Raw genomic sequence first — 25,168 nt, 5'->3', positions numbered from 1 at the left:
GCTCGGAGCCACACACCGATGTGCGGTATGACTTGGGTCCTCATGGAAACAGCTCAGTGCCCGAATCACCCCCAGACGACCGCGACCCTCACCTGCGCCCGCTGCGGCTCGTTCGCCTGTTATGTCTGTACCAGCACGGTGGATTCCACCCTGTGCGCCAACTGCGGGACGCGGCTCGCCCCAGCGGCCCTCGACGTGGGGAACACCCTGCAGCAGTCCTTCCAGCTCCTCCTGCGGCACCCCCAGGCGCTCCTGGCCTTCGGCGCGGTCTCCGTCGCCTTCGGACTGGTGACGATGCCCCTGACCCTCTCCCTGACCGCCGCGCAGAAGCTGGCCGCCACCCAGCCCTTCGAGGCCCTGGCCAACATGATGCCCGCGTGGTTCGGCATCATGATCGCCAGCTCCATCTTCTCGGCGGTGACCTACTCGGTCTTCGTCCTCTTCCTCGGGGATGCGCTGGCGGGCCGTGAGCGCCCGCTCGGCGAGCTGGTCCGTGAGGGACTCGGCCGGGCCCTGCCGATGCTCGGGCTGAACCTCGTGCTCGGCATCGTCCTGGGCATCGGCTTCATGCTGTGCTTCGTGCCGGGCATCTTCCTGGGCACGGCGCTGGCGCTCGCCATCCCCGCGGTGGTGCTGGAGCCGGCCGGCCCCATCGACTCGCTGACGCTCTCCTGGGAGCGCACCGACGGTCACCGCTGGAACGTCTTCTTCGTGATGCTGATTGGTGGAGCCATCTTCATGGCCGTGGCCTTCGTGAGCGGAATCGGGAGCCTCGTGCTCCAGCCCCTGGGCACCATGGGCACGGTGGTGGGCACCACCCTGGCCAATGCCATGAACTCCGTGGGCATCACCCTCTTCTTGTCGCTCCTCGTGGTCTGCTACCAGCGGTTGTCCGGGCGGTGGAGCCCTGGCGCTGAGCCGCGGTAACCCTGGGGAGGGCGCGCGCCATGCGCCGCACCGCCTCGGCGAGCTCGGACTCCTTGCGCGCGGCGAACCCCAGCCGCACCGCGGGGACGGGCCGCTCGTCGAAGCCGAAGGCGCTCCCCGGGGCGAAGGCCACGCCCTCCTCCAGCCCCGCCCGCGACCAGGCGGCGGCGTCCACCTCCGGCGCGCAGTGGGCCCACAGGGCCATGCCTCCCGCCGGAGGTGAGACGGTGAGCACGTCTGGCAGCTCCCGCGCCAGCGCCTCCACCAGGGCATCCCGCCGGTCGCGGTAGACGCCTCGCATCTTGCGGACGTGGCGCTGGACCTCGCCCTCCTCCAGCAGCTCGGCCACGGCCGCCTCCAGGGCGGTGTCTCCCTGACGATCCACCGCCTCACGCACCCCGAGCGCATGCTCCACGAAGGGAGGCGGCGCCGCGAGGAAGCCCAGGCGCAGGGCCGGTGCCAGCACCTTGGACAGCGTTCCCACGTACAGCACCAGCCCGTCCCGATCCGCGCTGGCCAGGGGCAGGACGGGGCGGCCCTCGTAATGGAACTCGTGGTCGTAGTCGTCCTCGATCAGGGCCACGCGGTGCTCGCGGGCCCACGCCAGCAGCGCGAGCCGCCGCGCCGGGGAGAGCGTCACGGTGGTGGGGTAATGGTGGTGGGGCGTGAGGTAGACGGCGCGCACCGGCGTGTGCTGGGAGAGGGACTCGAGCGCCTCCACGCGCAGGCCCTCGGCGTCCACGGGGACGGGCACCAGACGGGCTCCGGTGAGCTGGAGCGCATGCCAGGCGGGACGGTATCCGGGAGTCTCCACCGCCACGGTGTCCCCGGGCCGCAGCAGGGTACGCGCGACCAGATCCAACGCCCCCTGGCTCCCCCGGGTGATGACCAGCTCGTCCGCGCTGACGGCGAGCCCCCGCAGGGAGGAGAGCATTCCGGCGAGCGCGGCGCGGAGGCGGGGGTGGCCGCTCGGGTCACCGTAGCCGAGCACGCGGTTGCCATGGAGCTTCAGTGCCCGGCGGTAGGCGCGCGCGAGGAGGGCGGCGGGCAGCAACCGGATGTCCGGGACGCCTCCCGCGAGGACGATCGTGCCGCGAGGCGGATCGGGTTGATCGCGGCGTAAGGGGGCGTCGGCCGGGAGCGCGAAGCCCACCCGCGAGGGCATGGCCGCGCGAGGGGCTCCGGCGATGGGCCGTGCGGGAATGTCTGGCAGCGTGGGCGAGACGAAGGTGGCCCGCGCCGCCGAGGTGGCGATCCACCCTTGCGTCTCCAGCTCCCGGTAGGCGGCGAGCACGGTGTTGCGGTGCACGCCGAGGGACTCGGCCAGGGTACGGCTGCCCGGCAGCGGAGAGCCGGGCGGGAGCCTGCCTCGGCGGATGTCGTCCTCCAGCGCGCGGGCGATGCGCACGAAGAGGGGCGTCGGAGACGGCGCGTGGAGGTCGAGCGGGAAATCCCACGTCTTCATGGGGTAGAGCCTGCCGGGGTTCGGGGCACTGGTCCATCCGATTTGTCGGAACTGGGCCTGTTGGATGGACCAGCTCCGGAGCATGTAGAGGGACATGAACGCACCCCCTCCCAGTGAACGCAGCACGGTCCGCCGCCTCCCACAGCGCGCCTCCTACGATGAGGCCGTCATCCACGCCATCCTCGACGAGGGACTGGTGGCCCACGTGGGGGTGACGGTGGATGGACAGCCGTACGTCATTCCCATGGTGTACGGGCGCATCGGACGCAACCTGTACCTCCACGGGGCCTCGGTGAGCAGGCTCGCCCGGCAGCTCGCCCAGGGCGTGCCGGTGTGCCTCACGGTCACCTTGCTGGACGGGCTCATCCTGGCGCGCTCCGCGTTCCACCACAGCGTGAACTACCGCTCCGTGGTGGCGCTGGGCACGGCGTCGCTGGTGACGGACGACGTGGAGAAGGAGCAGGCGCTGGAGGCGATCACGGAGCACGTCCTGCGGGGCCGCTGGGCCGAGGTGCGCCCGCCCAATACGCAGGAGATGAAGGCCACCCTCGTGCTGAAGCTTCCGCTGGAAGAGGCCTCGGCGAAGGTGCGCACCGGACCGCCGCGCGACGACGCGGAGGACTTGTCGCTCGACTGTTGGGCGGGGGAAATCCCGCTGCGTCTCCAGGCACTCGCGCCCGTGGACTCCCCGGAGCTGCGCGAGGGCATCCGGCCGCCCGTATCTGTCGTGGAGTATCAACGGCCTCGAGGAGCACCGGGCACGGCGGTTCCCGGCGCTGGACGGGCGATTGGCGGGTGAAGCAGGATCACCTGCTGATGCCCACGAACAGCCAGTCTCGAACGAAGAGTGTCACCTCCGCGCTCGCTCTGCTCCTGGGGCTCGTGCTCACCGCGTGCGGTGCGGAGTCGGGCGATTGCCTGTCGCCCGCGCCGTTCCATCCCACTTCGGGCGACAAGGTGCCGGACTCCTATCTCGTCATCTTCGAGGAGGATGTGCCGGACAGCCTCGCGCTGACGCAGGAGCTCGAGTCGCGCCATGGCTTCACGGCGACCCACCGGTACAAGACGGCGGTAAAGGGCTTCGCCGCCACCCTCCCGGCCGACACGGTCAGCGCCCTGCGCTGCGAGGCCGGCGTGGCCTACGTCGAGGAGGACAGCTACGTCACCGTGGACTGAGGGGGGCCTCCACGAATTCTGCACGAACATTCCCCAGCGGGTGCACGGGGCCTTCATTCTTGATGCACGCTCCCGCCCCATCCTGGGGCCATGAACCCAGACACCCTCTCTGGGGCCATGAGCCCCGAACCTTCCACGCCCCCGCGCGTGCCCGGCCCGTCGAGGCGGGCGCTCTCGTGGCTCGTGCGCCACCACGTCTTCGGCAGCCTCCTCATCGTCGTCTTCGCCACCGCGGTCATCGCCAGCCAGGTGGTGGACCGGACCGAGTTCGCCAACTCGGAGCTGGCCCGGGACGTCGAGGAGCGCTGGGGCGCCCCGGTGACACAGCCGGCGCCCTCGCTGCGCTACGTGCAGAGCGGCACCATCTTCACCGAGCTCAAGCCCCTGCCCTTCGACAAGCAGCACGTGCAGGTGCAGGCCGGGATGAACTACCGCAAGCGCGGCCTGCGCTACTTCTCCGGCTTCGACTTCACCCTCTCGGCCGACTACGCCGTCGTCAACCGCGAGGGCCACGACATCGACGTGGCCTTCATCTTCCCCATCGAGGTGGACAAGTCCCAGGTGCTCCTCTCGGAGCTGCAGTTCCTGGTCAACGGCGCCGAGTCGGACCTGGACCTGGGCGAGTCCGGCAACCGGCTCGTCTGGACGGGCCGCATCCCCCAGGGCGCCACCAGCACCTTCTCCATCCGCTACCGCGCCCGGGGGCTCGACTCCTTCGTCTACAAGCTGGATCCCGCCCTGCCGGCCCGTGACGTGCGGCTGCACCTCGCCGTGCAGGGCGGAGAGAACTTCGACTACCCGCCCCATGTGCTCGCGGCCAGCTCGGTGGTTCCCGGGCGCGACACGGTGGCGCTGGACTGGGCCTTCCAGTCGCTCGAGTCGGGCGTGAGCCTCGGCGTCATCCTCCCCTCGGAGGAGGCCTATGACGAGGTCGTCGCCACCATGGCGCGCCGGGCCTGGGTGCCCTTCCTCGGGCTGGTGGCGCTGCTGGCCGCCTTCAGCATCCGCCACCGCAGGCCGCTGGCCTTCCACGAGGCGTACCTGGTGGCCGCCGCCTACGGCTTCTTCTTCGTGCTGCTCGCCTACCTCGCGGCCTTCATGAACTTCTACGTGGCCTATGCCCTGGCCACGTGCGGCCTCGGCGCCGCGGTGGTGCTCTACGTGAAGCGGCTCTACCCCGAGGAGCGCACCTCCCGGCTCGTGGGCGTCTGGGCCGCCACCCTCGGAGTGCCCACCCTGGCCGTCATCCTCCAGGGCTACACCGGCCTCATCTACACCCTGGAGATCCTCGCGGCGCTGCTCGGCCTGATGGCCCTCTCCTCCCGCGCGAGTGTGCGGGCCCTGCTGTCGGATCTCCCCCCGGGCGGCCAGCCGCCCCACGCCCCCGTCACCCAGGAAGCGCGGTGAACCATGTCGACCTCTTCTCTCGTCCTCGGACTGCTGTTGACCACCTCGGCCGCGACGGCCACCCCGCCGGCCATGCCCTCGGGCTCCGTGACGGTGCCCCTCCAGGAGCTGCTCCCGCTCTACACGCAGCAGCAGCGGCAGGCGCCTCCTCCCGCGCCCCCCACCGATGCCCTGGTGGTGAAGAGCCAGCTCGAGGGACGCCTCACCGCGGAGGCCCTGCTGGTGGACGCGCACTTCGAGGTGGAGGTGCTCGCCAGCGAGCGGTGGACCCAGGTGCGGCTGCTTCAGCTCGACGCGGAGACGTACGTGACGGCGCTCCCCGCGCTGGATGACGCCACGGTGGGCGTGATGGAGGGCCATCTGACCCTGGTGACCCGGGAGCCCGGCCGCTATGCCTTCGATGTGACCCTCGCCCTGCGGCCGGCGGGGACGGGTGCCGAGCGCCAGGTGCAGCTGCGCTTCGGCCCCCATGTCACGCCCGTGCCGCTCGAACTGGAGGCGGATGCCACGGCCTTCACGCTGACGGAGCCGGCCGCCTCCGATGGCGGGGAGTCCAAGGTGTACCCCCGGCAGGGCGTGCTGAGGATCGGCTGGCGCACGGCCGTCGCGCCGAAGGTGGCCCGGCAGGTGGTGCGCCCGCCGCTGGAGCCGAGCATCCCCGAGGCCCAGGCCTCCTGGGTGTCCACGCTGGAGGGCAAGGCCACCGTGCGCATGCGCTACAAGCTGCGGCTGGACCGTGAACAGGAGCTCGAGCTGGAGCTCCCCGAGGGCCACCGGCTGGAGCGCGTCCTGCTGGACTCGACACCCCTGCCCGCCAACGTGAAGGACGGCCAGCTGAAGCTGAAGGTGGCGCCGGCAAGGTTCGGTGAGACGGAGGCCACACTGGAGGTGGTGCTGGCGAGGGATCTGGGCATCTTCCACCTGTCGGGCAGGCTGAAGCTGGCACTGCCGCGGGTGTCCTGGCCGGTGGCCACGCTGCGGGCCCGGGCGCACTTCCCGGCCGTCTTCAACTACCGGCGCGAGGGCGGAAGCATGGAGCAGTACGAAGCGGGAGCAGAGGACACGCCGGAGCAGGGCCAGACGATGCCCCTGCCGGGCAAGGAGCTCTTCTTCCGCCAGTACCTGGTGGCGGCCTCCGCGCCCACGCTGGAGCTGGGCTACTCGGTGGACATCTCCAAGAGCTACTTCCGCTGACAGGTGGATGCGCGGGTCAGGAGAAGTAGATGACCCCCGCCCACGGCAGCCCGCCGATGACCAGGGAGATGAGCAGGAGCCGCGAGAAGGACACCCGCTCGAGCCGCCCAGCGAACCCGAAGCACAAGAGCGCTGGAAGTCCCATTCCACATGTGCCCAGACCCAGCAGGGCCAGGACCCCGCCCATCATCACCTGGACGGGGCCGTCCGCCCCGAGCATCTCCCGGCCGCCCTTCCACACCAGGAAGACGCCGAGCGCCAGGTCGGCCAGGCCGAGCAGCAGGAGCGGAATACGTCGAAGCCAGGAGGGTCTCATGCCTTCCGCCTACTCCGGATTCAGCCCCGGGAAGGGGTTCTCCTCCCCGGAGGAGATCGCACAGGTGAGGGACTTGCCACTCTCGCCCGGCAGACACACCAGGGACGTCCCCGCGGGGACGTTGCCGGGCCCCTCACCCCGCTCGCAGTAGAAGTCCCGATCGCCGAACTCCTTCGGATCACAGGACACATCCGTCGCGTCTCGCGCCGGTCCGATCTCCACCCTCCGTGTCGCGCCCTCGCGGCAGAGCGAGACGCGCTCGCCCGGGGCGTCGCATGTCAGCAACCAGGGCTCCTTGGGATTCTGGAGCAGGCGAGCACACGACGTCCGGGACACGCTCGCGGCGCAGGACCTGCCGCCTCCGGACCCATCACTGTCGGACCAGAGCTCCATTCGCGTCCCATCCGCCTTGCGGATGTAGCCCGCGGTGATCTCCGAATCGATGCCCGGCAACCACATGATCGCCCGGAAGGGACGGCCCTCGGCATCCGCCTTCAGCACGCACTCGGAGACCGCACGCCACTCCTCGCGCTTCCGGGCCCACCCGCAGTCCACCGCAGAGGGCTCCGCCTCCCGGCGCACGAGCTCCTCGAGCGAGCACCGCTCGCACTGGAGATCGATGTAACGCACCGTCGCCGGAGGCTGGGTTCGCCTCGCGTGGCACGCCCAGGAGAGACACAGCAGCAGCACCACTCCGCCCAGCAGGAGCCGTTTCATTCCCACCTCCTACCAACGCACGTGCAGCGAGGAGAACCCGCGGAAGGCCAGGCTGTGGTGCCTGACGGGTGTGTGCGCCTCGTCCAGGCGCAGGCCGGGCAGCCGCTGGAAGAGGAGCTCCAGGGCGATCTCCAGCTCGCGGCGGGCCAGACCGGAGCCGATGCACTGGTGCGGACCGAACCCGAAGCTCAGGTGCCGCGTCTGCGCGCTGTCGCGGGAGATGTCGAACCGGTCCGGCTGGGAGAACACCTCCGGGTCCCGGTTCGCGGCGGCCAGGAGGAACATCACGTGCGAGCCCTTGCGGATCTTCTGTCCCCGCAGCTCGAAGTCCTCCACGGCGACGCGGCCGATGCCGGGCACCGCGGGGCTGAAGCGGATGCACTCCTCGAGGGTCTGACCCAGCAGGGCGGGGTTGCCGCGCAGCGCCTGGAGCTGCTCGGGGTGCGTCAGCAGATCGTACACGGCATTGCTGAGCTGGTCCGTGGTGGTGGTGTGGCCGGCGAAGACGAGCAGGATGGCGTTGGCCACCACCTCCTCCGTCGACAGCTTGCCGTCCTCCTCGGCGCTCACCATCTGGCTGAGCACGTCCCGACCGGGAGCGCGACGGCGCTCCTCGACGACCGCCATCAGGTACTCACGGAACGCCATCGTCGCCCGATTGACCTCGTGGGCCAGCACCCGCATGTCCGCGTCTGGCGCGGGGCTGGAGAAGTCGGCCATGGGCTTGGACCACGCACGGAAGCGCTCACGGTCCTCCGCCGGAATGCCGAGCAGCTCGGCGATGACGAGCGGGGGCAGCTCGTAGGAGATCTCCTTCACCAGGTCCATCCGGCCCCGGGGCATCACCCGCTCCAGCAACTGCTCCATGGTGCGGCGGATGGCGGGCCGCCAGGTGTCGAGCGACTGGGCCGTGAAGCCCGGGTTGATGTTGCGGCGCAGCCGGATGTGCTCGGAACCATCCTTCATGAACATCTGGTCGCGGATGACCCGCATGAAGGCCGAGACGCTGTCCGGTCCGAGGCTCTGGACCTGGTGTTCGAAGAACACCGTCCGGTTGGCGCTCAGGCGCGGGTCGCGGAAGCCGGCCACCACATCCTCGTGGCGGGTGACGAGCCAGCTGTGGATGGGCTCCGACCAATACACGGGCGCACGCTCGCGAAGCTCCCGGTAGAGCGGGAGCGGGTCGGAGAGGTTCTCGGGGCTGACGGGATTGAGATCGGATGGCGCCGCGGCGGAGCTCATGCGCCCCATGCTACCCGCATGCGCCGCGCGATCCAGCGCTCCTCCCCACCGCGAACGGAGGGAGGAGCCAGGTCAGGAGGCCCGAAGGCTCAGAGGGTCACGTTGAGTGCGGTCAGCTGCCGGCCCAGCGGAGGCGACGGCACCCACTCCCGGTTCTCCAGCCGCAGGTTGGGGAAGCGGGGCAGGAAGGTGGAGAAGAAGACCTGCGCCTCGAGACGGGCCAGCGAGGCGCCCAGGCAGTAGTAGGCCCCGTAGCCGAACGTGACGTGCTTGTTGTGCTTCCGGGTGATGTCGAACCGGCCTCCCTCGGGGAACGAGTCCGAGTCACGGTTGGCGGAAGCCAGGCTGACGAACACGAGCTGCCCGGGTTGGATCTGCTTGCCACCCATTTCGATCTGCGTGCCGGCCACGCGCAAGATGACGCCGCCGATACCCGAGTAGCGCAGCATCTCCTCCACGGCGGACGGCATCAGCTCCGGGTTGGAGCGCAGCTGCGCGAGCTGGTCGGGGTGATCGAGCAGCGCCGACAGGCCGTTGCAGATGAGGTTGGCCGTCGTCTCGTGGCCAGCGAACAGGAGCAGCACGCAGTTGGCGGCGATCTCCTCGGTGTTGCGGATGTTGCCGGCGGCCTCCTCCTCCACGAAGACGCTGATGAGATCCTTGCGGGGATTGACGCGGTGCTCGGCGACGATGGGCCGCATGTAGTCGGTCATCTCCATCACGCTCTTCTGGCTCTGCAGGAGCTGCTCCATGGAGGAGCTCCGGAAGATGTTGAGCAGATCGCGCGACCAGGTCTGAAGCAGCTCGCGGTCCTTCGTGGGCACACCGAGCATCTCGGCGATGACGTTGGCGGGCAGAGGGTAGGCCAGCTCGCTGACGACCTCGGCCTTGCCCCGGGCCTGCGCGGCGTCGAGCAGCTCGTTGGTGAGCTCCTGGATGCGCGGACGCAGGGCCTCGAGCGTCGAGGGCGTGAAGTACTTCTTGAGGATGCGCTGGAAGCGGAGGTGGTCCTCGGTGCTGTCGTTGCCCATCCACAGCCGGATGGAGTCACGCAGGGGGCGGAGCTGCTGGCGGGCCTCCTCGGGCATCGCGTCCAGCCGGCCGGTGCCGGTGGCCTGGATGAAGCGGGGATCCTTGAGCGCCGCGACGACATCGGAATGGCGGGTGAGCAGCCAGCCGCCGAGCTGGGGGCTGAAGTGCACCGGGTCCTCGGAGCGGATCCGGGTCAGCAGCGGGTGGGCGTCGCGGACCACCTCCGGGGTGAAGAAGTCGTAGCGCGGAGGGGTCGGGCTGGTGGTGTTGATCATGGTGGCGGCGAGGGGTGAGGGATGGACGACCGTCCCATTTCACCCTGTGCCGATGCTCCTGGGTAGCCCCCCGTGCCGCCGGCCGCCACCACGGCGAAGGCGGCCCCCTTCCCTTGTGGTGGCAACAACTCCAGGCTCGCCCCGAAGGCGCGCAGCATCGACTGGGCGATGGTCAGGCCGAGCCCCGTTCCTCCCCGCTCCCTCGCCGTGGTGAAGAAGGCATCGAAGACGCGCGCCCGGTTGGACTCGGAGATGCCCTTCCCATCGTCCCGCACCAGAACCCGCGCCCTCCCCTCGCCCACCGCATCCGCCTCCAGCCACACACACACACCTTCTCCGCCATGCTGCGAGGCGTTGGTGATGAGCTGCCAGACGATGTCCTCCAGCACCTCGGCGGGCAGGCCCAGCCGGAGCCCCGAGGGGACGGTGCCCACCTCCACGGAGAGACCCTGGGCCCGGGCGCGCTCCGCGAGCGAGGCCAGCAACGGAGCCAACCCGGTGCTCGCGGGACGGGCCACCAGCGAGTCCGCGCGGGCCAGCTCCAGCAACCGCTGCACCAGCCGCGTGAGGCGCCGGGCGTCCGCGTCGATGTTGGAGAGGAAGCGCTCGCGCTGCGCGGGAGACATGGCATCGGCGCTGTCGCGCAGCAGCTCCACCGCGCCCTGGATGGAGGCGAGCGGCGTCTTGAACTCGTGCGACACGTTGGCCGCGAACGAACGGATGTACTGATTGCGGTCCCTCAGCGCGGTGGCCATGCCGGCCAGGGACTCGGAGAGCTCGGCGAGCTCCTCCACCACCGGGCGCGACACGGGGACGAAGCCCTCGGGGGCGCTGGTGGCGATGGCCCGCGTCTGCCGGACGAGGGCCCTCACCGGTCGTACCACCAACGTGGCCGCGGCCAGCGACATCAGCGCCACCACGGCCACCAGCACCAGCGCGGTGGCGGTGAGGTTCCAGCGGTCGGCGTAGACCGCCTTGGCGAACGTCATGGGCGTGCGGGAGAGGACCACCGCGCCCCAGACACGCTCTCCCTCGAGGATGGGCAGCACCACGGTCACCCGGACGCCGGTGTCACGGCTGAGGGACGCGAGCGGAGCGTCCTCGGGGTCCGCGAGGCGCCGGCGCAGCACGCCGCCGTGCTCTCCGCGCAGGGCGCGCTGCACCTCCTCGCGGGCCACCAGCGAGGTCCCCAGACCCGAGGAGCTGCTGGCCACCACCACGCCCTGGGTGTCCACCACGCGGATGCCGGCCAGGGTGGAGCGCGCCACCTGGATGAGCAGCGGTGAGAGCCGCTCGCCCGCGTGAAGCGCGCGGGGCTCGGCGGGGATGGCGGAGAGCGGAGGCTCCTCCACGGCGGGGAGCACCTTGGACGAGGCCCGGAGCGACGGGAGGATGGGCCGCAGGTGCGAACCACTGGGGCCCGGGAAGGGCCAGGGAGCGAGGCGGCCCACGCCGTAGGGCTCGGTCCCCACCTGTTCGCGCAGCAGCTCGCGGTACACCTCGGTCACCACGACGCCCTGGGCGATGAGCTCGGTCTCCGTCTGGCGGATGAGCTGATCGTCGTAGACGCGGACGAGCGACAGGCCGAGCAGCGCGAGCATGGGGGCGCCGAGGCCCACCGCCGCGAAGACCATCCACAGGCGCGGGCGGGCGCGCTTGCGTTCAGGGGATGGCGAGCCGGTAGCCAAGACCATGGACCGTCTGGATGACTTCGCCTCCAGCGGCGGCGAACTTCTGCCGGATGTGACGCACGTGGCTGTCGATGGTGCGATCACTCACCACGACGTCCTCGTAGACGCGCGTCATCAGCTCGTCCCGGGTGAAGGCCTTGCCGGGGGCGCGGAGGAGCGCGGCGAGCAGGTGGAACTCGGTGACCGTGAGCACCACCTCGCGCTCGTTCCAGTAGGCGCGCCACAGGTCGAGATCCAACCGCAGGGGTCCACGCCGCAACACCTGGGACGCGGATGCGGGGGCGACGGGGCTCGCGGGAGCACGGGCGCGCCGCAGCACGGCCTTGACGCGTGCGACCAGCTCGCGCGGGCTGAACGGCTTGGTGAGGTAGTCGTCGCCACCCAGTTCCAGACCCAGGATGCGGTCCACCTCATCGTCTCGCGAGGAGAGGAACACGATGGGGATCTCGTGGGAGCGGCGTACCTCGCGGCACATCTCCAGCCCGTCCATCTCGGGCATCATGATGTCCAGGACGATCAACGCGGGCACGGAGCGGCGCACCTGCTCCAGCCCCGCGCGCCCGTTGGAGGCCTGCTCCACATGGAAGCCCGCCTGCCCGAGCGCGAAGCCCACCACCTCGCGCAGGTGCGGATCATCATCGACGACCAGGATGGAGGCTCGTTCGGTCACGGCTCCCGGAGCCTACCTCCGGACGCGTCAGAGGTGCCAGCTACAGTGGAAGTCCCCATCGGAGGCGCTGATGACGGCCACGCTGCTGGTGTTGCTGCTGCTCTCCCAGTCGGACAGCGCTGAACGGGAGACGCGGCAGAGGGCCGTCTCGGCCCAGTTGGCGTTTCGCGGTGCCCTTCGCGAAGTGTCCGGCTCCACCCGCCGCATTTCCGGCGAGCTCGCCCGGCTCAAGGCCAGTAGCCGGGGCCTCGCCAGCGGCAACGGTGTCTTCCTCCGCTACGCCGACTACGGCGTCACGCAACTGCGGTGGATGGAGGCCCAGCTCGCCGCCGCCACCCGGCTGGCCAACGCTGCTTCGGAGGTGGAGGACCCGGACATGCAGCTCGCCCTGTTGCGCGTGGCCGGCCCGCGACTGGAAGCCGCCATGGTGGGCTCGCTCCTACTCGCCGTCTGGCTCGACTTCCTCAACCTCGCCGACGTCGCGCTCAGGCAACAGCTCCACCCCGTGGAGACGCTCTTCGCGGACATGTGGCGCAGGCAGGAGATGCTCGAGCCCACCATGACAGCGCTCTCCTCTCGGGAGCACGGACAGGTGGAGGCCGCGGCACAAGACGTGCCCCCGCTGGTAGGCCATCTCACGAGCGAATTCGCGGCCACCGTGGAGAGAATGCGCGTGGCGGCGGAGAACCTCCAGAAGGTGCTGCTGCTCAAGGAAGCCATCGAGACCGTCACCATGCTGTCGACGATGAGGCTCTCGCTACCCTCGATGCATCCATCCGCTCCCACCCTGGTTGGCATCGGCCTGGCGGTAGGCGGCGACGGCGTGATGATGGGCACGCGGATCGTCGTGTCCGCCGAGTGGGTGGAACTGGTGCGCCACCTGGTGCGCGCGGGCGTCCTCTCTCTGCCCGTCGTCAGCGCCGCCGTGCGGATTCAGGCAGGACAGGCGATGCTGGCGCGGGCACACGGCGAACTGCCGCGGGGTGTGCGCGAGGCGCTTGGAGATGGGCCCAAGGTGAGGGCCATGCACGAGACGGGTAAAGCAGGGGCTGGCATGTCCGAGCCACCGCGGCACCACGTCCTGCCCAAGGAGTTCCGCGAGTGGTTCGAGAAGCGAGGCTTCACCGGCGAGATGGACGTTGACCAGTTCTGCGTCAAGCTGGAGCGGGCGCACCACGAGGCCATTCACGGCGGTGGGAACTGGAAGCTGGGACGCACATGGCCGGGTGAATGGAACCGGATGATCATGAAGGCGCTCCAGGACGCTGAGCTCAGGCTAGGTCGACTGTTGACGCGGAACGAGGTGCTGGACATCGTCGCGGAGCGTATGAAGGTGTACAAGATCCCGATGAATTTCACGCCCTGGGGTGGACAATGAGCGAGGACCGTTCCTGGGAGGGCAATTGGAAAGTCCGTTTGTACGAGCGGGTTCGCGAGCGCGGCTACGATTCGCTCACCGCCTTCGCCGAGGCGCGCCCTACCGCTTCGCTGGTGACACTGGCCGAGGAGCTTGGTCCGGACGATGTCGCCGGCGTGCAGGTATTCAGTGGACTGGTGGCTGAAGCGGAGCGGAACCATCAGGTCACACGCCTGGTGCGCGGACAACTCGTGCGAGAACTGTGCGCGTGTCTCCCAAACGGCTGGCCGGCTGTCCTTGACGACGCAAACCGTTTCAAGGTCGCCAAAGCACTCGGGTTGTGGAGTTCCTTTACCCCAACAACCCATGAGGAGCGTGTGAGGAGGGTTGGCGACGCGCTCCTCGCCACGCCACCGCCCCCCGGTTGGCGCCCCCTTGGACCCGACGACGAGTTGCTGCTCACGCTTTTGCCTGATGAGGAAGCTTGAACGGCGCCCTTTACTTGATTCGTCAGCACCGCCTGATGGCTCCCAGAGGACCATGAGCGGCGGACGTGCCTGGCAGGGCAACGTGAAGGCGCGCCTGTATGAGCGGGTCCGCGAGCGCGGCTATGATTCGCTCACCGCCTTCGCCGAGGCGCGCCCTGCCGTCCCTTTGTATTTGCTGGCCGAGGAACTGGGCAATGACGACGTTGCCGCCGTGCAGGTGTTGAGCGGGTTGCTCGCTGAGGCCGAGCAGAGCAAACGGGTCACGCGCTTTGTGCGCGACGTGCTCGTGCGCGAACTGTCCGAGAGTCTCCCGAACGGCTGGCCGGCCGTTCTGGACGATGAAAATCGTGGAGAGGTTGCCTTGGCGCTCGGCACGTGGACTGCCTATACCCCAACAACCCATGAGGAGCGCGTAAGGAGGGCTGGCGACGCGCTCCTCGCCGCGCCACCGCCCCCCGGCTGGCGCCCCATGGGGCCCGACGACGAGTTGCTGCTCACGCTTCTGCCCGACGAGGAGGTCTAGCCTTGAGCCCTGGTCGAGCCGGGCCTCACGGCCCGTGAGGGCGCTGCGCGGCGCCCCCTGGTTTGTTAGGGTGCCGCCGGTTCTTCCTCCTGGTCCGGCACCGTCCCGGCGCAACGCGTCCGTGGCTGGCTCCTGGCCGAAGCAGAGACGCTCTCCCGATGACCGCAGGACCCGACCTGTTCGCCGCTTCCGTCGATGTGAACCGCTTCGCGCCGCTCGCCGAGCGTATGCGCCCGCGCACACCCGATGAGTTCATCGGGCAGTCCCACCTGCTCGGCCCTGGCGCCCCCTTGCGCCAGCTCATCGAGCGCAAGGCGCTCGTCTCCTCCCTGTTCTGGGGACCTCCGGGCGTGGGGAAGACCACGCTCGCGCGCATGCTGGCGGCGGGCGTCGACGCGGAGTTCGTCATCCTCTCGGCGGTGTCCGATGGCATCCCCCGCATCCGGGAGGTGGTGGCCGAGGCCGAGCGCCTGCGCAACCAGTACCACCGGCGGACGGTCGTCTTCGTGGATGAGATCCACCGCTGGGCGAAGAACGTCCAGGAGCAGGCCCTGCCCCACGTCGAGAGCGGTCTTCTGCTCCTCCTCGGGGCGACGACCGAGAACGTCAGCTTCGAGGTGAGGCCCGCCCTCATCAGCAGGTGCCGCGTCTTCCAGCTGCGCGAGCTCACCCCCGCGGACATCCGGACCGCGCTCTCGCGTGCGCTCACCGATGAGAAGCGGGGGCTCGGCGCCCGGCGGCTGACGGCGAGCGACGAGGCGCTCACCGTGCTGGCGGAGGGAAGCGGGGGCGACGTGCGCAAGGCGCTGGGGGCGCTGGAGCTGGCGGCCCAGCTCACCGCCGATGGCGCGGAGATCACACGGGAGATCGCCGTCCAGGGGATCGGCACACGCCTGTCGAGGCACGACAAGGATGGGGATCAGCACTTCGACCTCCTGAGCGCCCTCCAGAAGTCGTGCAGGGGGTCCAACGCCCAGGGGGCCATCTTCTGGGCGGCGAGGCTGCTCCAGGCGGGGGATGACGTGGCGCTGTGGCGCCGGCTCAAGGTGATCGCCGTGGAGGACGTGGGGCTGGCGATGCCCGAGGCCATCAACATCGTACGCTCGTGCGAGGAGAGCTACTACTCCGTGGGAATGCCGGAGGGGCGCATCTTCGTCGCCCATGCCACCCTCACCCTGGCCACGGCGAAGAAGAGCAACCGGGCCTATCAGGCCATGGATGCGGCGCTGGCCGCGGTGGAAGCCCACCCCAACGCGGCCCCACCGCTCCACCTGCGCAACGCCCCCACCGAGCTCATGAAGGAGCTGGGGTACAAGCAGGGCTACCAGCCGCCGTGGAACTACAAGGACCACTACGCGCCCGGGCAAACGTACCTGCCCGAGCCGCTGGAGCGCTCCATCTTCTACCGACCCAGCAAGGAGGGCCACGAGGCGGAGATCCACGAGCGGATGAGCCACTGGTGGCGCGAGGACAAGGCGTCCCGGGGGGAGTGAGCCCGCGGTGCGAGGCGAATCAGACCGGGTTCAGCTCGGCGGAACGCAGTTCCAGCTCGCGCACGGCGAAGTCGATGAAGGCACGGATCCGGGGTGTCTCCCGGAGATCGGCGTGGACCCCCAACCGGACCGGCATGACCGGTCCAGGCCGAGGCGTTTCGAGGCGCTGGAGCATGGGCCTGCGGTCCACCAACGCGCGAGGCAAGGACGCGAACGCTTCGCCTGCTTCGACGACCGCGAGCTGCGATCGGACGCTGTTCGTTCGCAGAATCGCCCGGGCCTCGGGCGCGAGCGCCCGCAGCCACCGGCCCGGTGCCCAGTCGGGCCCTGCCTGAAGGGTGACGACCGCATGGCCGGCGCAACCCGTCGAGAAGTCCGGAGGGCCGTGTTTCTTCAAATACCCGGCCGAGGCGTAGAGGCCATACGCCACATCGGCGACCTTGCGCTCGACGAGGTCCTCCTGTTCGAACGACCCGAAGCGGAAGGCGACATCCGCATCGCGGCGGGACAGATTGAAGCGGCGCGCTTCGTTGATGAGCTCGAGGGTCACCAGCTTGTGCTGCCCGCCAAACTTCGCCAGGAGCGGTGCCACCACATAGTCCCCGAACCAACCGATGCTGGTGACGGTGATCTCCCCCTGCAGGCCCGAATCGCGCGCGGCGATCCTACGCTCGACGGCCAGGGAGCCCTCCTCCATGCGGTCGAGCCCTTCGACGAGGGCCGCGCAGAGCGGGGTTGGAGAGAGCCCATTCGCTCCGCGCTCGAACAACTTGACGCCGATGCGGCGCTCGAAACCATCGAGCCGGCGGCTGACGGTCGGCTGGGTCGTCCCCAAGGCCCGCGCGGCCGCGCTCAGGGAGCCATGCCGGGTCACGGCGAGCACGATCCTCAAGTCATCCCAATCCATGGGTGATTCGACCTCCCCTGCCCCGGCGGGCATTCTATACGTTTTCGTATGGGGGCTCTCTGGAATCGTTGGCTGCCACGGTGGGGATTGACCCTCATATTGAGGGTGAACAAAGGGTGCGATAACCCATTTCCGTATGGGCCGCCCTACATACCAGGAGAACTCCGATGTCATTCGTCCTCGTGGACCAGGTCATCGACCGTGCACTCGCGGAGAAGCGGATCGTTGGAACCGTCGTTCTCGTCGCGCGGGACGGCCAGGTCGTCTACCGGCGCGCCGCCGGCTTCGCCGATCGTGAGGCGGACCGGCCCATGCGGGAGAACGAGCTGTTCCGGTTGGCCTCCGTCACCAAGGCGATCGTGTCCGTCGCCGCCCTGGCACTCATCGAACGGCACCAGCTCCAGCTCGAGGAGCCGGTCACGAAGTGGCTCCCGGACTTCCGTCCGAAGCTGGAGGATGGCCGCGAACCCGTCATCACCGTGCGCCAGCTCCTGACCCATACCGCGGGCCTGACCTACGCCTTCAGGGAGCCGGAGCACGGGCCGTATCACCGTGCCAGGGTGTCCAACGGACTCGACGAGCCCGGGCTCTCCATGGAGGAGAACCTCCGGCGGATCGCGTCGGCGCCACTGTCATACCCGCCCGGAACGAGCTGGGGCTATTCCGTTGCCACCGATGTCCTGGGAGCCGTCATCGCTCGTGCGGGTGGCGCTCCGTTGCCCGAAGTGGTCGAACACCTCGTCACCCGGTCTCTTGGCATGTCGGACACGGGCTTCGGCGTCAAGGATGCCACCCGGCTCGCGGAGCCCTACGCGGATGGACACCCCGAGCCGGTGCGGATGGGCGAATCGTACACCCTGCCCAGCCGCGCCAGCACGCTCACGTTCGTGCCCGGCCGGGTCTTCGACCCGCGCTCCTTTCCCTCTGGAGGAGGCGGCATGGTGGGCTCGGCGGGTGACATCCTGAAGTTCCTGGAGACGCTGCGGACGGGCGGTGCACCGGTGTTGGCGGCGGCCTCCGTCGAGCAGCTGACCACCGTTCATGTCGGCCCGGAAGCCGAGTCCTGGGGGCCCGGCTGGGGCTTCGGCCTCGGCGTGGGGATCCTCGTCGACCCGGTGAAGGCCAGGAGCCCGCAGTCGGCCGGGACCTGGCAATGGGGCGGCGGCTACGGCCATACCTGGTTCGTCGATCCGAAGCACCGCCTGACGGCCGTGGCGTTCACCAATACAGCGACGGAAGGCGCGTTCGGGACCTTCCCCATCGCCGTCCGCGATGCCATCTACTACGGTTCGAGGGCCTGATCCTCTAGGAGATGGAGGCGAGCAGCCTGTCGAGCGCGGCATAGCTCTGGTTGAGACCCTCCTCCATTCCCGAGCCCATCATTCCGTCCCGATCCTCCTGGGTGAGGAAGAGAGACGTGTTGATGAGCCGGGTGCGCCCGCCGTCGAGCGCCTCGAGCGTGATGCTGTCCACCGACACGTGCCCCGGCATGCCGTCCCACTCGAACGTGCTCTCGAGGCGCTCGGGCGGCTTCACCTCGCGATAGCGGCCCTCGAACCCATGAACACCCTCGGGGCCGTGCTCGACGAAGCGCCAGTGGCCGCCTCGCTGAACCTCCAGGCGCTCGATGACCAGCTTGTTACCTCGGCCCCACCATTGCGCGACCAGGTCCGGATCCGTCATGGCCAGCCACACGCGCTCGCGGCTCGCGTTGAAGATTCGTTCGATCCGGATTTCCCGCTCGGTCGGAGTGGTCACGCTCGTCTGCTGCGTCTCTGTCTGCATGACGGCCGTCCTTTCGTCGTGCCTTCCATACGTAAGGATGGGCACGCACGATTCTCGATCTCCGCCCGGCGTCACCGGAAGCCCCCGCCCGGCTACCTGGGGGGCCCTCCGGACCGGGGCAGCCTCGGTGAGCCGGTTTGTCTCCGCCTCGGAGCACCACCAACTTCGGCCGGGAAGGAGGTCGCCTCATGATGCGTCGAATCGCGGTGTGTCTCGTCTCGCTCGTGCTCACCTCGCCCGTCTGGGCCCAGGATCAGGAGCACAAGGACTCCCCACCCGCCACGGGTGGTTCGGGCATGCCCATGGACATGTCCAAGATGGGTCCGTGGACCCGCAAGCCCACCAACGAAGCGCAGACCCGAAAGGAGATCGAAGCCTGGGTCAAGGAAGGCGATGCCATCATGAAGCGGCGCGACTTCGAGGCGGATATCGCCCGGGCCGACTTCCCGATCTACATGGCGACCGACAACAGCAAGGGCATTCCGAGCACCGAGACGTACGACCGGCAGAAATACGTGGAGATGGTGAAGCCCATGTTCGAGCAGATGCCCGCGGACATGCAGGCGAAGCACAAGCTCGACATCACCGTGTTGTCTGACTCGCTCGTCGTCCTCGAGGATGACTTCACGCTGACCATGGGGGGGCAGAAGTACTCCGGCAAGAACGCCGGGCTCCTCGTGAAGCGGGATGGCCAGTGGAAGTGGAAGGCGTTCTTCGAGGCGGGCTGGGGTGACATGCCGCCGCCCGCCGCGGTCGGCGGCTCCGGTATGCAGGAAGATCCGGAGAAGCCTCAGTAAGGTCGAGCAGTCACGGACACCACCCGGAGCATGCCGTGGTGAACCCCAAGTAGCAGTGGCCCACGGGGGCCTACACCCCCCCGCCGCGCCTCGGAGCCGAGCGGCCTGGGCAAAGGCGCGCTCGAACGTGAATGAATCCGGGCGGGTGCACTGTTCACGGCCGAACGCGTACAATTTGACCACCGGCGCGACGACGTCATGGGGACCGGTTCGCGCCCACGGGTGTGCTCATCCATGTTGGATATTCCGGGGTATAGGGTTCTTGGGACCATCCGTGCGACGGGCTCGAACGCCCTGTTTCAGGCGGTGCGTGAGGCGGATGGCCTGCCCGTCATCATCAAGACCCCCATGGTGGCCTCGCCCGGCCGCACGGAGAACGAGCGATATCGGCGCGAGTTCTCCATCCTGCAGCGGCTGAAGGACGTGCGGGGCGTGGCCAGGCCCTATGCGTACGAACGGCTCGGCGAGCGACCCCTGCTGTTGCTGGAGCGGGTGCAGGGCCAGACCCTCTCCGAGTCCACGGGCCAGCCCCTGGAGCCCGCCCGGTTCTTGAACCTGGCCCTCTCCCTGGTCTCCACCCTGGGCGAGGTCCACGGCCGCAACGTCATCCACAAGGACATCAAGCCCTCCAACATCATCGTGGAGCCCTCGGGTGACGCACGGCTCATCGACTTCGGGGTGGCCACGCTCCAGAAGGTGGAGCACCTGGACGCGGCCCCGACACACCTGGTGGAAGGGACTCTGGCCTACATGTCGCCGGAGCAGACGGGGCGGATGAACCGGGCGGTGGACTACCGCACGGACTTCTACTCGCTGGGGGTGACCTTCTACGAGCTGCTCACGGGGCGTCGCCCCTTCCAGGGGAAGGATGCGCTCGAGTGGTTCCACGCCCATATGGCGCAGAGGCCCCGGCCGCCGCACGAGCTGAACGCGCAGGTGCCCCCGGCCTTGTCCGCCCTCGTCCTCAAGCTGCTGGCGAAGGTGGCCGAGGAGCGGTACCAGAGCGCCGAGGGCCTCCAGGCCGATCTGGAGCGCTGCCGCCAGGCGCTGAGCCAGGGAGTGCAGGAGGCGTTCACGCTGGGTACGCAGGACACGCCCAACCGCTTCCAACTGCCGCAACGGCTCTACGGACGTGAGGTGCAGGTGTCCACCCTGCTCGAGGGCTTCGAGCGGGTGGCGGGCACGGGCAAGCCGGAGCTGTTCCTCGTCAGCGGGTACTCGGGCATCGGCAAGTCCTCCGTGGTGAACGAGCTGCACAAGCCCGTGGTCCAGCGCCGCGGCTTCTTCCTGAGCGGCAAGTTCGACCAGTTCCAGCGGGACATTCCCTACGCCACCCTGGCGCAGATCCTCCGGGGTCTGGTGCAGCAGTTGCTCGCCGGGAGCGAGGAGGAGATCGCCCGGTGGCGCCAGCAGGTGAACCAGGCCTGGGAGGGCCAGGGTCAGCTGCTCGTGGACCTGGTGCCCCAGCTGGAAGTGCTGGTGGGCCCGCAGCCCGCGCTCCAGGAGGTGCCCCCTGGCGAGGTGCAGAACCGCTTCCATCGGGTGGTCCGCCAGTTCCTCTCGGTGTTCGCCACCCTGGAGCACCCCATGGTGGTGTTCCTGGACGACCTGCAGTGGGCGGACCTGGCCAGTCTGCATCTCCTCTCGCAGCTGCTGTCGCGGCCGGAAACCCTCCCGGTGCTGTGGATTGGCGCCTACCGGGACAATGAGGTGGGTCCCTCCCACTCGCTCATCTCCGTGTTGGACGAGGTGCGCAAGGCGGGAGCACGAATGACGGACATCCGCCTGGAGCCGCTGAGCGTGGCCCAGGTGGAGCACCTGGTGGCCGACACGCTGCCGGGCGCGGAGCGGGAGGTGGTCGCCCCCCTCTCGGCGCTGGTGCACGAGAAGACGGGGGGCAACCCCTTCTTCCTGCTGCAGTTGCTGGTGGCGATCCACCAGGATGGCCTGCTGATGCGCGAGCCCGGCGGAGGCTGGCGGTGGGACGCCGAAGGGGTGCGCGCCCGGGGCTATTCGGAAAACATCGTCGACTTCATGGTGGGCAAGCTGCGTCAGCTTCCCCCGGGCACGCAGCGCCTGCTGCAACTGGCGGCGTGCGTGGGCAACGTCTTCTCCCTCCAGATGTTGGGCACCCTCGCCGGCCTGTCCGCGGAAGGAGAGGTGGAGCAAGGTATCGAGCCCGCGCTCCAGGAAGGCATGCTGGTGCGCGCCGGCCCGGCGCGGTACCGCTTCCTCCATGACCGCATCCAGCAGGCGGCCCATTCCCTCCTCTCCGAGTCCGAGCGCAAGGCGGCCCACCTGCGCATCGGCCGGCTGCTGCTCGAGAGCCTCTCCCAGGAGCAACTGCGCGAGTCGCTCTTCGACGTGGTGAGCCAGCTCAACGCCGGGGTGGAGCTGATGGAGGACCCCGCGGAGCGCCACCACCTCATGCAGCTGAACACCGAGGCGGGCTTCAAGGCCAAGGCCGCGATGGCGATCCGCCCGGCCATCACCTACTTCTCGGCGGCCTTCGCGCTCATTGCGGGAGACCCCTGGGAGACGGATCCCGAGCTGGCCTTCAAGCTGCAATTCACCCAGGCGCGCTGTGAATTCATGCACGGCAACATCGCCGAGGCGCGCCGCCGGGCCGAGGAGCTCCTCCCCCGGGCCCGCGCCCGTGCGGACTCCGTGGCCATCCACCTCCTGAGGATGGACGTCCACTTCGCCATGGGCGAGAGCCAGCGGGGTCTGACCTGCATGCGGGAGTGCCTGGCCGTGCTGGGCATGCCGCTCTCGCAGAACCCCACCTGGGAGGAGGCGGTGGCCGCCCATGAGGAGGTGTGGGCCTTGTTGGGGGAGCGTCCCATCGAGAGCCTCATCGACCTGCCCCCCATGACCGACCCGGAGGTGAAGCTGGCCATCAGCACCCTCCTGGAGTTCTACCCGACCGCGTACGCCACCAACCACCACCTGTTCATCATCATCCTGAGCCGGATTGTCACCCTCTCCATCCGGCACGGCTTCGTGGATGCCGCCACGCCGGGATATGGCTGGTTCGGCTTCATCAGCAGCTCGTACTTCAAGCGGTACCGGGAAGGCCTTGCCTTCTCCAAGCTCGCCCTCGAGTTCGTCGAGCGCTACAACCTGTCCGCCCACCGGGGGCGGGTTCTCTACTGCATGCAGTTCTGCAGCTATTGGACCCAGCCCCTGCCCCGAGCGCAGGAGTTCGTCCTCCATGCCTTCCACCACGCGCTTCAGGTGGGGGACATCCTGGGCGCCGCCTACAGCAACTGGTACATCGTCTACAACCGTCTCTTCATGGGGCACCACCTGGAGGAGGTCTACCGGGAGTCGCTCGTGCGCGGCGAGTTCCTGAGCAAGACGGGGATCCAGGAGCCCCAGGACTATGTCCTGCTGGATCAACGCTACGTGCAGAACATGCGCGGGCACACCCACTCGTTCGGCACGCTGAACGGGGACGGCTTCGATGAGAAGACCTTCGAGGCGCAGCTCCCCAAACGCCAGGCGACCCTGAAGAGCAACTATTGGCTCGCCAGGCTCCAGTCGAAATTCATGTGCGGTGCCTACGCGGAGGCCCGGGAGGCCGCGGACAAGACGGCCGAGTTCCAGTGGGTCATCCAGGGCACCCTCCCCCACTGCGTCTTCCACTTCTACCGCGCCCTGGCCCTGGCGGCGTGCTTCGAGGAGGCCTCGCCCGAGGAGCAGCAGCGGCTCCTCGAGGCCATCCAGTCGCATCGGCAGCAGCTCGCGGAGTGGGCAGGCAGCTGCCCCGAGAACTTCCACGCGCTCGAGCGGCTGGTCTCCGCGGAGCTGGCCCGCCTCTCGGGACGGTCCGAGGAGGCCACGCGCGCCTATGAGGAAGCCATCCGCTCCGCCCGGGAGAATGGAGCCACCCACTTCGTGGGACTGGCCAGCGAGCTCGCCGCGAACTTCTGGCGCACCCGGCAGGCGCCCATCGTCGCGCATGCCTTCGCGCGTGAAGCCCGGGCGGCGTACCGGCAATGGGGCGCCCTGGGCAAGGTCCAGCACCTGGAGTCCCTCTGGCCACACCTCGCCTCCGCCGCCGCCTCCTCCTCGGACACCCAGGATGCCCTGACCACCAGCAGCACGAACTCGACCCACATCGACGCGCTCACGGTCGTCAAGGCCCAGCAGGCCGTCTCCAGTGAGATCGTCCTGGATCGGCTGGTCACCACGCTGCTGCGCGCGGCCATCGAGAACGCGGGTGCCCAGCGAGGCGCCCTGCTGCTGCCCGACGGCGACACACTTTCGGTGGCCGCCATCTCCGATACGTCATCGGAGGGAGCGGCCCCCGAGCTTCCGTGGACGCTCCTCGCCTATGTCCGGCGCACACGGGAGCACGTGCTCATCGGCGATGCCTCCAAGCCCCATCCCTTCTCGTCCGATGCGAACCTGGTTCACAGTGGAGCGCGCTCGGTGTTGTGCCTGCCCCTGTTGAGGCAGGAGCAGTTCTCCGGAGTGCTCTACCTGGAGAACAACCTGGCCACCGACGCCTTCAGCCCCACGCGCCTGGCGCTCCTGGGTCACATTGCCTCCCAGGCCGCCATCTCCATCGAGAACGCGCGGCTCTATGAGGACGTCCAGCGCGCCAGGGCGGAGCTACACCGGGCCAATGAAGAGCTGGAGCACCGGGTGGAGGAGCGCACGCGCGAGCTCAAGCAGGCGCAGGCCCGCCTGGTGGATACCGCTCGCGAGGTGGGCATGGCCGAGGTGGCCTCCAACGTCCTGCACAACGTGGGCAATGTGCTCACCAGCGCCGTCGTCAACCTGGAGGTCATGCGTAGAGCCGTGGGCTCCTCTCGTGTGGGCCGCCTGAAGCTGGCCGCGAACCTGCTGCAGGAGAACCGGGCGGGCCTGGCGGACTTCCTCGCCGAGGGCGCTCGCGGCGGCCACCTGCCGGACTACCTCTCCGCTCTCGCTGACGAGCTGGTGCTCGAGCAGACACGCCTCATGGATGACATGGATGCCATGGGCCGTCACGTCGAGCACATCCGCACCATCGTCCAGGTTCAGCAGACGTACGCCAGGACCACGCTCATGACGGAGGAGTGCGACCTGGCCCACCTCGTCGACGATGCCCTGCGCATCCAGATGCCCGCCCTGCGGCGCCACGGTGTGTCCGTCCACCTCGAGCGCGCTCCCGTCCCCAAGGTGAAGGTGGACAAGCACAAGGTGCTGCAGATCCTCATCAACCTGCTCAGCAATGCCAAATACGCGCTGGACTCGAAGCCCGAGGGACAGCGCAACATGTGGGTGAAGCTGAGCGCGGAAGGGCCGGTGGCTCGCATCCAGGTGGTGGATGATGGGGTGGGAATCGCTCCAGAGGTGAAGGGGAAGCTCTTCTCCCATGGCTTCACCACCCGCAAGGACGGCCACGGCTTCGGCCTGCACTCCAGCGCCCTGGCGGCTCAGCTGCTCAAGGGCAGCCTCACCATCGACAGCGAGGGACCCGGCAAGGGCGCCGTGACCACGCTGGAGCTTCCTCTCTCCTCGAGCTAGTGGAGTGTCCACGAAGTTCGTGGACATAGTCGTGTTGCGCATGCTCCCTCTCCCTCTGGGAGCTGAGCATTAGTCACATTTTCAGGCCCAGCTCCTGGAGACGCTGGAGGTCATCGGCGATGATGGCCAGGGTTTTGAGACCACGGCCGATGGTGATTGAGCCGGGCGGACCTCCTGAGGATTTGG

Annotated in this window: 21 protein-coding genes; 12 read left to right on the top strand and 9 right to left on the bottom strand. The window is 68.9% G+C overall.

What is annotated here, in order from left to right; all coding sequences use genetic code 11:
- The first annotated feature begins 42 nt into the window (after window positions 1-42).
- The gene (locus tag NR810_RS07200) at window positions 43-927 is read left to right on the top strand and encodes a B-box zinc finger protein (protein ID WP_257449373.1); all 885 of its coding nucleotides are present in this window, start codon (window positions 43-45) and stop codon (window positions 925-927) included.
- On the opposite strand, the gene pdxR is transcribed toward NR810_RS07200, so the two are convergent.
- Window positions 848-2,488: a MocR-like pyridoxine biosynthesis transcription factor PdxR gene (pdxR, locus tag NR810_RS07195; RefSeq protein WP_306817974.1), complete on the bottom strand. Its 1,641-nt coding sequence runs from the start codon at window positions 2,486-2,488 to the stop codon at window positions 848-850. The two genes, NR810_RS07200 and pdxR, sit on opposite strands and share 80 nt — an antisense overlap.
- Between pdxR and NR810_RS07190 the strand changes: the two genes are divergently transcribed.
- The 4 genes from NR810_RS07190 (at window position 2,487) to NR810_RS07175 (ending at window position 6,169) form a co-directional block, all read left to right on the top strand.
- Window positions 2,487-3,191: a pyridoxamine 5'-phosphate oxidase family protein gene (locus NR810_RS07190; protein ID WP_257449371.1), complete on the top strand. Its 705-nt coding sequence runs from the start codon at window positions 2,487-2,489 to the stop codon at window positions 3,189-3,191. The two genes, pdxR and NR810_RS07190, sit on opposite strands and share 2 nt — an antisense overlap.
- A 17-nt stretch (window positions 3,192-3,208) precedes the next feature.
- Entirely contained in the window at window positions 3,209-3,568 is a 360-nt protein-coding gene (locus tag NR810_RS07185; protein WP_257449369.1) for a protease inhibitor I9 family protein, read from the top strand.
- 117 nt (window positions 3,569-3,685) lie between these two features.
- Window positions 3,686-4,975: a hypothetical protein gene (locus tag NR810_RS07180; RefSeq protein ID WP_257449367.1), complete on the top strand. Its 1,290-nt coding sequence runs from the start codon at window positions 3,686-3,688 to the stop codon at window positions 4,973-4,975.
- 3 nt (window positions 4,976-4,978) lie between these two features.
- Window positions 4,979-6,169: a hypothetical protein gene (locus NR810_RS07175; RefSeq protein WP_257449365.1), complete on the top strand. Its 1,191-nt coding sequence runs from the start codon at window positions 4,979-4,981 to the stop codon at window positions 6,167-6,169.
- A 16-nt stretch (window positions 6,170-6,185) separates the two neighbouring features.
- Here NR810_RS07175 and NR810_RS07170 read toward each other — a convergent pair whose 3' ends face one another.
- The 6 genes from NR810_RS07170 to NR810_RS07145 all read right to left on the bottom strand — a co-directional run bounded on the left by NR810_RS07170 (window position 6,186) and on the right by NR810_RS07145 (window position 12,112).
- Window positions 6,186-6,485, bottom strand: coding sequence for a hypothetical protein (locus NR810_RS07170; protein WP_257449363.1), 300 nt, complete (start codon window positions 6,483-6,485; stop codon window positions 6,186-6,188).
- A 9-nt stretch (window positions 6,486-6,494) separates the two neighbouring features.
- The gene (locus tag NR810_RS07165) at window positions 6,495-7,202 is read right to left on the bottom strand and encodes a hypothetical protein (protein ID WP_257449361.1); all 708 of its coding nucleotides are present in this window, start codon (window positions 7,200-7,202) and stop codon (window positions 6,495-6,497) included.
- Between the two features lie 9 nt (window positions 7,203-7,211).
- A complete protein-coding gene (locus NR810_RS07160) occupies window positions 7,212-8,444 on the bottom strand; it encodes a cytochrome P450 (RefSeq protein ID WP_257449359.1) in 1,233 nt (410 codons plus the stop codon).
- 89 nt (window positions 8,445-8,533) lie between these two features.
- Complete coding sequence (locus tag NR810_RS07155; RefSeq protein ID WP_257449357.1) at window positions 8,534-9,751, bottom strand: cytochrome P450; 1,218 nt, start codon at window positions 9,749-9,751, stop codon at window positions 8,534-8,536.
- The gene (locus tag NR810_RS07150) at window positions 9,748-11,445 is read right to left on the bottom strand and encodes a sensor histidine kinase (protein ID WP_257449355.1); all 1,698 of its coding nucleotides are present in this window, start codon (window positions 11,443-11,445) and stop codon (window positions 9,748-9,750) included. The genes NR810_RS07155 and NR810_RS07150 overlap by 4 nt, the downstream gene beginning before the upstream one ends.
- Window positions 11,414-12,112: a response regulator transcription factor gene (locus tag NR810_RS07145; RefSeq protein WP_257449353.1), complete on the bottom strand. Its 699-nt coding sequence runs from the start codon at window positions 12,110-12,112 to the stop codon at window positions 11,414-11,416. Before NR810_RS07145 ends, NR810_RS07150 begins: the two co-directional genes overlap by 32 nt.
- A gap of 70 nt (window positions 12,113-12,182) precedes the next feature.
- On the opposite strand from NR810_RS07145, the gene NR810_RS07140 reads away from it, so the two are divergent.
- The 4 genes from NR810_RS07140 (at window position 12,183) to NR810_RS07125 (ending at window position 15,973) form a co-directional block, all read left to right on the top strand.
- Window positions 12,183-13,490 (top strand): TIGR02269 family lipoprotein, encoded by a 1,308-nt coding sequence (locus tag NR810_RS07140; protein ID WP_257449351.1) that lies wholly within the window; start codon window positions 12,183-12,185, stop codon window positions 13,488-13,490.
- A complete protein-coding gene (locus NR810_RS07135; protein WP_257449350.1) occupies window positions 13,487-13,957 on the top strand; it encodes an NUDIX hydrolase in 471 nt (156 codons plus the stop codon). The genes NR810_RS07140 and NR810_RS07135 overlap by 4 nt, the downstream gene beginning before the upstream one ends.
- A 52-nt stretch (window positions 13,958-14,009) precedes the next feature.
- Window positions 14,010-14,480 (top strand): NUDIX hydrolase, encoded by a 471-nt coding sequence (locus tag NR810_RS07130; protein WP_257449348.1) that lies wholly within the window; start codon window positions 14,010-14,012, stop codon window positions 14,478-14,480.
- Between the two features lie 158 nt (window positions 14,481-14,638).
- A complete protein-coding gene (locus NR810_RS07125; protein WP_257449346.1) occupies window positions 14,639-15,973 on the top strand; it encodes a replication-associated recombination protein A in 1,335 nt (444 codons plus the stop codon).
- Between the two features lie 19 nt (window positions 15,974-15,992).
- Here the strand turns inward: NR810_RS07125 and NR810_RS07120 are convergent, their stop codons facing one another.
- Window positions 15,993-16,880 (bottom strand): LysR family transcriptional regulator, encoded by an 888-nt coding sequence (locus NR810_RS07120; protein ID WP_257449343.1) that lies wholly within the window; start codon window positions 16,878-16,880, stop codon window positions 15,993-15,995.
- A gap of 167 nt (window positions 16,881-17,047) precedes the next feature.
- On the opposite strand from NR810_RS07120, the gene NR810_RS07115 reads away from it, so the two are divergent.
- On the top strand, window positions 17,048-18,181 hold the full coding sequence (locus NR810_RS07115; protein WP_257449341.1) for a serine hydrolase domain-containing protein: 1,134 nt from the start codon (window positions 17,048-17,050) through the stop codon (window positions 18,179-18,181).
- 4 nt (window positions 18,182-18,185) lie between these two features.
- Here NR810_RS07115 and NR810_RS07110 read toward each other — a convergent pair whose 3' ends face one another.
- Entirely contained in the window at window positions 18,186-18,665 is a 480-nt protein-coding gene (locus tag NR810_RS07110; RefSeq protein WP_257449340.1) for an SRPBCC family protein, read from the bottom strand.
- Between the two features lie 188 nt (window positions 18,666-18,853).
- On the opposite strand from NR810_RS07110, the gene NR810_RS07105 reads away from it, so the two are divergent.
- On the top strand, window positions 18,854-19,462 hold the full coding sequence (locus NR810_RS07105; protein ID WP_257449338.1) for a nuclear transport factor 2 family protein: 609 nt from the start codon (window positions 18,854-18,856) through the stop codon (window positions 19,460-19,462).
- A 234-nt stretch (window positions 19,463-19,696) separates the two neighbouring features.
- Window positions 19,697-24,982: a trifunctional serine/threonine-protein kinase/ATP-binding protein/sensor histidine kinase gene (locus NR810_RS07100; RefSeq protein ID WP_257449336.1), complete on the top strand. Its 5,286-nt coding sequence runs from the start codon at window positions 19,697-19,699 to the stop codon at window positions 24,980-24,982.
- Window positions 24,983-25,168 lie beyond the last annotated feature (186 nt).

This window comes from Archangium lipolyticum, assembly GCF_024623785.1.
Classification (GTDB): domain Bacteria; phylum Myxococcota; class Myxococcia; order Myxococcales; family Myxococcaceae; genus Archangium; species Archangium lipolyticum.
This window is presented reverse-complemented; position numbering and strand designations above follow the sequence as displayed.